1 protein-coding gene is annotated in these 643 nt (G+C 61.9%); it reads right to left on the bottom strand.

The features are described from left to right. Positions 1 to 589 (bottom strand): IS630 family transposase (locus tag A5785_RS19810; RefSeq protein WP_156528163.1); only part of this gene is annotated, 589 nt, incomplete at its 3' end. Positions 590 to 643: the final 54 nt, after the last annotated feature.

Here is a 643-nt window from a genome sequence, read left to right as displayed (position 1 = left end):
GTCCTGGCTGCATCGGGAGCATAGGCGCGGTGCGGTCGAGGGCCTGAATCTGGGACTTCTCGTCCACGCACAATACGATCGCATTCTCCGGCGGTGCCAGATACAGGCCGACGACATCGGTGACTTTGGCGACCAACTCCGGGTCGGTGGAGAACTTGAACGTCCCCGAACGCCACGGCTGTACCCCATACTCACGCCACGCGCGGGCGACCGTGGCGTTGCCGATCCCGAGGTGACTGGCCAACAGGCGTGATGACCAGTGGGTCACCCCATACTTCTTGGGCGGTGGCTTCAACGTCGCCGAGATGACACCCGCGTGATCGAGATGTCTTGGGCGACCCGATCGTTGGGCGTCAAGAAGTCCGTCGAGGCCGTCATGGAGATACCGGGAACGCCACTTGAGTACCGTCGGCACCGACGTCCCGACAACCTCGCTGATCCGCGAATTGGCCACCCCTGCAGCAGCAAGAGTCACGATCCGCGCCCGACGCACCAGCCCCGCAGGCGTCGACGTCGACCGTAGTAGCCGATCAAGTTCATCCGCATCACCATCACGCAGGCCAAGAGCCGGGGCCGCAGAATTCGCCATAGCCAATTCTCTCAAACCACGAACCATAAACTAATTAACGACACGCGACACTAG

Source organism: Gordonia sp. 852002-50395_SCH5434458 (assembly GCF_001665905.1).
GTDB classification, from domain to species: Bacteria; Actinomycetota; Actinomycetes; order Mycobacteriales; family Mycobacteriaceae; genus Gordonia; species Gordonia jacobaea.
The sequence above is the reverse complement of the archived record's forward strand: the minus strand, read 5'-3'. Positions and strand labels throughout refer to the sequence as shown.